This is a genomic window from Clostridium sp. CAG:265, assembly GCF_000436575.1.
Classification (GTDB): Bacteria; Bacillota; Clostridia; order Clostridiales; family Clostridiaceae; genus Clostridium; species Clostridium lentum.
Genome location: NZ_FR886609.1, coordinates 1 through 7,404, shown reverse-complemented (window position 1 = coordinate 7,404; position 7,404 = coordinate 1). Strand labels below are relative to the sequence as shown.

General features: G+C 29.7%; 7 protein-coding genes. 5 read left to right on the top strand and 2 right to left on the bottom strand.

Annotation, left to right across the window (positions count from 1 at the left end; genetic code table 11):
• The first annotated feature begins 248 nt into the window (after positions 1-248).
• Genes Q5O29_RS05385 through Q5O29_RS05375 form a run of 3 tightly spaced genes read left to right on the top strand, consistent with a single transcriptional unit; the run spans position 249 to position 3,534 of the window.
• On the top strand, positions 249-1,325 hold the full coding sequence (locus tag Q5O29_RS05385; RefSeq protein WP_022211962.1) for an alanine--glyoxylate aminotransferase family protein: 1,077 nt from the start codon (positions 249-251) through the stop codon (positions 1,323-1,325).
• 38 nt (positions 1,326-1,363) lie between these two features.
• Positions 1,364-2,266 carry a D-2-hydroxyacid dehydrogenase gene (locus Q5O29_RS05380; RefSeq protein ID WP_022211961.1) on the top strand — a complete coding sequence of 301 codons (903 nt, stop codon included), beginning with the start codon at positions 1,364-1,366 and terminating at the stop codon, positions 2,264-2,266.
• Between the two features lie 26 nt (positions 2,267-2,292).
• Complete coding sequence (locus tag Q5O29_RS05375) at positions 2,293-3,534, top strand: DUF1015 domain-containing protein (protein ID WP_022211960.1); 1,242 nt, start codon at positions 2,293-2,295, stop codon at positions 3,532-3,534.
• A 52-nt stretch (positions 3,535-3,586) separates the two neighbouring features.
• Here the strand turns inward: Q5O29_RS05375 and Q5O29_RS05370 are convergent, their stop codons facing one another.
• Positions 3,587-4,279, bottom strand: coding sequence for a 5'-methylthioadenosine/adenosylhomocysteine nucleosidase (locus tag Q5O29_RS05370; protein ID WP_022211959.1), 693 nt, complete (start codon positions 4,277-4,279; stop codon positions 3,587-3,589).
• Positions 4,280-4,463: 184 nt separating this feature from the next.
• Here Q5O29_RS05370 and Q5O29_RS05365 point away from each other — a divergent pair, with 184 nt between their 5' ends.
• Both Q5O29_RS05365 and Q5O29_RS05360 read left to right on the top strand, forming a co-directional pair.
• Complete coding sequence (locus tag Q5O29_RS05365) at positions 4,464-5,183, top strand: ThiF family adenylyltransferase (protein WP_022211958.1); 720 nt, start codon at positions 4,464-4,466, stop codon at positions 5,181-5,183.
• Positions 5,184-5,345: 162 nt separating this feature from the next.
• Positions 5,346-6,278, top strand: a complete 933-nt coding sequence (locus tag Q5O29_RS05360; protein WP_022211957.1) for a GNAT family N-acetyltransferase — start codon at positions 5,346-5,348, stop codon at positions 6,276-6,278.
• A gap of 51 nt (positions 6,279-6,329) precedes the next feature.
• Here Q5O29_RS05360 and Q5O29_RS05355 read toward each other — a convergent pair whose 3' ends face one another.
• Complete coding sequence (locus Q5O29_RS05355) at positions 6,330-6,851, bottom strand: PTS glucose transporter subunit IIA (protein WP_022211956.1); 522 nt, start codon at positions 6,849-6,851, stop codon at positions 6,330-6,332.
• Between the last annotated feature and the right edge of the window lie 553 nt (positions 6,852-7,404).

The following is a 7,404-nucleotide window of genomic DNA, read 5'->3' as shown; positions in this document are numbered from 1 at the left end:
AGAGTCAGTTTTAATTTTTGATGAGAGATAACAAAATATTTTTAATGTTTTAAAGGGTTCAGAAGATAATCTGAATCTTTTTTGTTTTCAGAAGAGAATATATTATTTTTTTATTAATATCATAAATATAACTTTATGAATAATATAACAAGATAAGAATAAATAAATATAAAGTATAGCACTAATACTAAAATTAATATAATAGTAACAGGCTATAGCAGTAAATAAGAATATAATGGGGGAATTTCATGCATAAGAAATTATTTATTCCTGGGCCAGTGGAGGTTAGACAAGAGGTTTTAGAAAAGATGTCAACACCTATGATTGGGCACAGAAGCAAAGAAGCATCAGAATTACAGAGACACATAAGTGATAATTTAAGAAAGTTATTTTATACACAAAGTGAGATATTACTTTCTACATCATCAGGTAGTGGTCTTATGGAAGGGGCAATAAGATCATGTACAGCAAAGAGAGCAGCAGTATTTTCTGTGGGGGCATTTGGTAAACGGTGGTACAAGATGGCCATAAGTAATAATGTTCCTGCAGATATCTTTGAATTTGAAATGGGGAGGGCAGTAAAGGTAGACAAGGTTAAGGAGGTTTTAAATACAGGAAAGTATGATTTAGTAGCAGTAACTCATAATGAAACATCAACAGGAATAATGAATCCTATCAAGGAAATAGGTGAAGTTATAAAAAATTATCCAGAGGTAGTTTTTATTGTAGACACAGTAAGTTCTGCTGGTGGTACAAAAATAGAAGTTGATAATTGTGGAATAGATGTATGTTTGACATCATCACAAAAGGCTTTAGGTCTTCCACCGGGATTATCAGTATGTACTTTTTCAGAAAAAGCAAAAAATAGGGCTGAAAATGTTAAAAATAGGGGCTTTTATTTAGATTTGCTTGCTTTATATAAATATTTAAAGAAGAAAAATTATCAATATCCTTCAACACCATCTTTATCACATATGTTTGCCCTTGATTATCAGCTTAATTATATATTAAATGTTGAAGGATTAGAAAATAGATTTAAAAGGCATATAGAAATGGCTGATATAGTTAGGAATTGGGGCAGAAAGTATTTTGAACTATTTCCTGAAGAGGGTTATTTGTCTAATACATTAACTACTATTAAGAATACTAGAGGAATAAGCGTATCAGATCTTAATAAAGAATTAGCAAAACGAGGTTTTCAAATTTCTAATGGATATGGAGATTTAAAAGAAAAGACATTTAGAATAGCTCATATGGCAGATATAACTGTAGATGAAGTGAAGGAGCTCTTAGATAATATCAATGACATCCTAGATTTAAAATAATTTATTATTCATAATTAATATATTGGGGGGATTTTACCTTGAAGGTATTGGCCAATGATGGTCTTGAAATAAGTGCAATAAATGAAATAAAGAAAAATGGTATATATATAGAAACAAACCATTTTGATAAAGAGGAATTGATTGAGAATATAAAGAATTATGATGTGCTAGTAGTAAGATCTAACACTAAGGTTACCAGTGATGTTTTAGAGGCAGGAGCAAAAGGAAATTTAAAATTAGTGATTAGGGCAGGAGTAGGAATTGATAATATAGATTTAGATTATGCTAAAAAAGTAGGAATTAAAGTTAGTAATACTCCTGATGCTAGTTCAGATTCAGTGGCAGAATTAGCTTTAGGGCATATGTTTTCTGTTGCTAGGTATATAGCAGTAGCAAATTATACAATGAGAAATGGACAGTGGAATAAGAAGCAGTACAAAGGTAGTGAAATAGCTGGTAAGATTCTTGGAATAATAGGTATGGGGCGCATAGGGAAAGCTTTGGCAGGAAAAGCAGAAGCTTTAGGTATGAAGATAATATATGCAGATGTTTTAGGAAAGCAAGATAATCTAGCTTATGAATTTATGGATTTAGATAATCTTTTAAAGGTTAGCGATTATGTATCATTACATGTTCCATATGATAAGGATAAAGGAGCTTTAATAAGCAGTAGAGAAATATCAATGATGAAGGAGGGTGCAGTTATAATTAATTGTGCTAGAGGAAAGGTGGTAGATGAAGAGGCGTTATTAGAGGGATTGAATTCAGGAAAATTAGCAGGAGCAGGGATAGATGTATTTGAACAGGAGCCTAGTAAAAATACAGAATTAATTAATCATGAACGTGTAAGCGTAACACCTCATATAGGAGCTTCTACCAAAGAGGCTCAAGAAAGAATTGGAAAAGAAGTAGCAGCTATAGTAATTAATTTTAATAAGTAATTTTTAACATAAGGGAGGTATTAAATGTGGCAATTATTAGACCTTTCAAAGCATACAGACCAGTTAAAGAATATGTAAAAGATATTGCAGCTTTGCCTTATGATGTTATGAGTAGCAAGGAAGCCAGAGAGATTGTAAAGAATAATAAATATTCCTTTCTCCGTGTTGATAGGGCAGAAGTAAATCTAGCTGAAAGTGTAGGTGAATATGATAAAGTTGTATATGATACAGCTAATCAAGTGTTAGAAAATATGATAGAAAAGGGGCTATATATACAAGAAAAAACACCTGCTATTTATATTTATCAGCAAATAATGGATGGAAGAGGGCAAAAAGGAATAGTGTGTTGTACATCAGTTGATGATTATATTAACAATATTATCAAAAAGCATGAAAGGACAAGATTACTTAAAGAAATAGATAGAGTTAATCATGTAGATATATGTAATGCTAATACAGGGCCTATATTCCTTACTTATAGGAATAATGATGAAATATCATCAATAGTAGAAGAGTGGAGTAAGAAGGTGCCTGTTTATGATTTTATATCAGAAGATGGTAATGGACATAGGGTGTGGATAATAGATGATAATATAATAATAGAAAAATTAGTTAAATTATTTAAGAGTATAAAATACTTATATATTGCCGATGGGCATCATAGATCAGCTTCAGCTGTAAAAGTTGCTTTAAATAGAAGAAAGCAATTAGGTAAGTATACAGGAGATGAAGAATTTAATTATTTTTTATCTATAATATATCCTGATACAGAGCTTAAAGTGTTTGATTATAATAGGACAGTTAAGGATTTAAATGGGCTTAGTGAAGAAGAGTTTTTTAGCAAGGTTAAAGAATCGTTTTATCTGTCTAAATCAGAAGGTAATAAGCCAGTAACTCCGAAGAATAAACATGAATTTGGTATGTATATGAATAAGCAATGGTTTATTTTAAGAGCAAAGGATGGCTCTTTTGATGAAAATAATTCTATAGATAGTTTAGACGTATCAATACTTCAAAATAATCTCTTGAATCCTATACTAGGAATAAGTGACCCAACAAAATCAGAGAGAATAGAGTTTATTGGAGGCATAAGAGGTCTTAAGGAGTTAGAAAATAGGGCAGATACTGATATGAAAGTGAGTTTTTCTATGTATGCAACCACTATAGATGATATTATGAATGTTGCAGATAATGGTAAAACAATGCCACCTAAGTCTACTTGGTTTGAACCTAAGCCAAGAAGTGGTATATTCATTCATAAATTTTAGTAATAAATAAAAGGAACGGTAATAATAAACAACTGTTCCTTTTATATTTATATTATAGGCTTGTAACCATTTCTTTTAATATAGCAGTTGAATGTTTAACAGCTATAGGTGTGAATTTTTCAAAGTCCATATGTGCTCCGTTATTTGCATTGTCAGATATTGATCTGATTACAACGAAAGGAATAGAGTTTAAGTAACATACATGGGCAATACTTGCACCCTCCATTTCACATGATAAAGCACCAAATTCTTTTTCTAACCATTGGATTTTTTCAAGAGAAGCAACAAACATATCTCCAGAAACAATTCTTCCTGAGAAGGTATTGAAATCTCCAGCTTTATCACAAGCGGATTTAGCTACTTCTATTAAGTGTTCATCACATTTAAAATCAAATGTATCTAATCTTGGAATTTGTCCCATAGGATCACCAAAGGCAGTAGTATCCATATCATATTGGACTAAATTAGTAGCAATTACTACATCACCAGGATATATTTCTTTACCAATACCTCCAGCAACACCTACATTAATTATATGTGTTACTTCGTATTCACTAATAAGAAGCTGAGTACATATAGCAGCATTAACCTTACCTATTCCACATACAACAGCAACTACGTCTTTACCCCATAATTTTCCTCTATGGAATGTCATTTTAGCTTTTACTGTAGTATCTTCTAATTCCATGTCAGTTAATAATATTTCTAATTCTTCTGACATAGCACCAATTATTCCTAATATCATCTTTACCTCCAAAATAATTATTTTAATTCAACATATATTATATACATAGAGGAAATCATTTAATAGTGTATAAATAATAAAAAATAAAATAGCGAATTCCGATAGGAGTTACTTGAGAAAAATGCTTCAATAGTCTAATATTATTAATAAGCAAATAAACGTACATAAAAAGGAGAGAAGGAAGATGGCATTATATCCATTTTGTAGAACAGAACTATTAGTAGGAGAAGATGGTATTGAAAAGCTTAAAAATTCAAAAGTTATAGTTTTTGGTATAGGTGGAGTAGGAAGTTTTGCTGTAGAAGCATTAACAAGAGCTGGAGTTGGGAATTTAGTATTAGTAGATAATGATACTGTATGTATATCTAACTTAAATAGACAAATACATGCCACTACAAAAACTGTAGATATGGTTAAAGTTGAAGCTATGAAGGAAAGAATTAAATTAATTAATCCTGAATGTAAAGTTGAAGCAAAACAAGTATTTGTTACAGCTGAAAATATTCCAGATTTAATAACAGATGATATAGATTATGTTGTAGATGCAATAGATACTGTAACATCAAAACTTGCCTTAGCTGAATATTGCTATAAAAATGAAATAAAGATAATGAGTTCAATGGGAACTGGAAACAAACTTGATCCAACTATGTTTCAAGTATCAGATGTATATAAGACAAAAGTATGTCCTTTAGCTAAAGTTATGAGATATGAATTGAAGAAGAGGGGCGTAAAGAAGTTAAAAGTTGTATATTCTGAAGAAATGCCAATGACTCCTGATAAGGGAAGGGCTGTACCTTCAGGTAAGAGACAAACTCCAGGAAGTATTTCCTTTGTTCCTCCTGTTGCAGGAATGATAATAGGTGGAGAAGTAATTAAAGATTTAATTGGTATAAATAAATAATAAAAAAGGCTTTCTTAAGTGTAAGAGGGCCTTTTTATGTTTATATTGAAGGATTTTGCAAATATTAAATAAGTATAGATAATACTGATGAATCTTTAGTTGAGTTTTATATAGAATTATTTGTATAATAAAAATAGTGAAAATAAATTAGGAGAATATAAGATGGGGAGTCAGAAAGAAGTCAATATTGAACCAATTAAAGGTACTTTGAATGATTATGTTATTAAAGATAAAGATAAAATAGTAGTGGGAAGATTTACTATAGCAGAACTGGATAAAGAAAATAAAAGAAGCACTATAAGGTTTAAATTTTATAGGGAAAATAATTATGAATTATTAAAAGTTTCAATAGATATGATTTTAAAGACTATCTTCAAAGACAGAAATATAAATAAGATTAACTTTTTAGTTAGTGAAACTAGTGATATAAGTGGATTTTTAGATTTAGGCTTTACTTTGGAGTCAATACTTTCAGAAAATCTTATGGTAAATGGAGCTATTGTAGATGAATTAGGCTTAGGCATTACAAGAAATGAATACATAAGTTCAATAAAAAATAATATAGTCTATATTAAGGGCAATAGAGTAATTGTTAGAAATTTTACACCTGCTGATGCAGAAGAGCTTACAGATTACTATATTAAAAATAAAGAACATTTAAGGGAATTTGAACCAGCTAGAGATAGTAGTTTTTATGAAGCAACGGTACAAAGGAAGATATTAATAGAAAGTTATAAGCAGTTAATGGTTGGAACAGGAATGGATTTAGGAATTTATTTAAATTATAAGCTTATTGGTAAGATAAAGGTTTCTAGTATAGTTCATGGGGTATTTAAAAGTGCAATTATAGGATATTCAATAGATAAAGAACACCAAGGAAGAGGTTATATGAAAGAAGCTGTACTGCTTGTAGAGAAATATTGCAAACAGTATTTAGACTTACATAGATTAGAAGCATCGGTGCTTGTAGATAATAATAAATCAAAAAGAGTGCTTTTGAAAAGTGGGTTTGAAGAAATAGGAGTTAATAAAAAATATCTTTATATAAATGGAAAGTGGAGAGACCATATTACATTTTATAAAATATTAGAATAAAAAAAGGAGCTGTGCACTAATTATTTAGTGCGACAGCCCATTTTTTTATTCTTAAACTTCAAAGTTAACTACAGTAGTTTCACCAGCAACAGCTGAACCAGTTGTAACAGGAGTTATTGATTTAGCAGCATCAACATTAGTTATTAAAACTGGAGTTGCTAAAGATAATCCTTTGCTTAATATGAAGTCTCTGTCTATTTTTATTATAGGTGTACCAGCTTTAACTGTTTTTCCAGCTTCAACTAATTGTTGGAAACCTTCACCATTTAAAGAAACTGTATCAACACCGATATGAACTAATAATTCAAGGCCGTTTGATAATTTTAAAGCAAAAGCATGTTTAGTTTGGAAAACTAATGTTAATTCTCCATCAGCAGGAGCAACAACAGTGTCACCTTTTATCATGATCGCAGCTCCGTCTCCAGCCATTTTTTCAGCGAAAACTGGGTCTGGTACTTCTGATAATGGAATTATATCACCATCAGCTACAGCAACTAAACAATTTTTTGGTGCTACTTCATCAGCAGTTTCTTTTGATTTTGATTTAAATAAGTTTTTAAAAAAGTTACCCATTTTTATCATCCTTTCAATAAATATAAGTTTTATTATTCATAGTATAGGTAAAATAAAAGGTATAAGTTTAACTGAATATGTAAAACTTATACCTAATCAATAAGATAATTATATATTTTTACCAATATACTGTCAATGTTTATATATAATCATTATTATTATAGTTATAAGATATGAAATATAAAATTATTACAATTATATGCTTTATTCGATGTTAAGTATTTATTATTTTACATAAAAATTAATATATCAAGTAATACGTAGCCGTGTGTATCAATGATATAAACATGGTGTATTATGTAGAAAATAAGAGTAAAGTATGAGTAATTTGTAAAAAACGAGAAAATAGATCATAGATAGATATATAATAAGATGATATTATATGTCTTGTCCTTAAGAAATGGACAGCCAGAAGCGATAATACAGTATCAAAAATATGTTTTCAAAATTTTTAAAAAGTTGTTGACATAAAAGTGATAAGGTGTTAAGATAATAAAGTCGCTTGAGGGCGACGAGATAAAATGGTCTTTGAAAATTGAACAGAATATAGTTA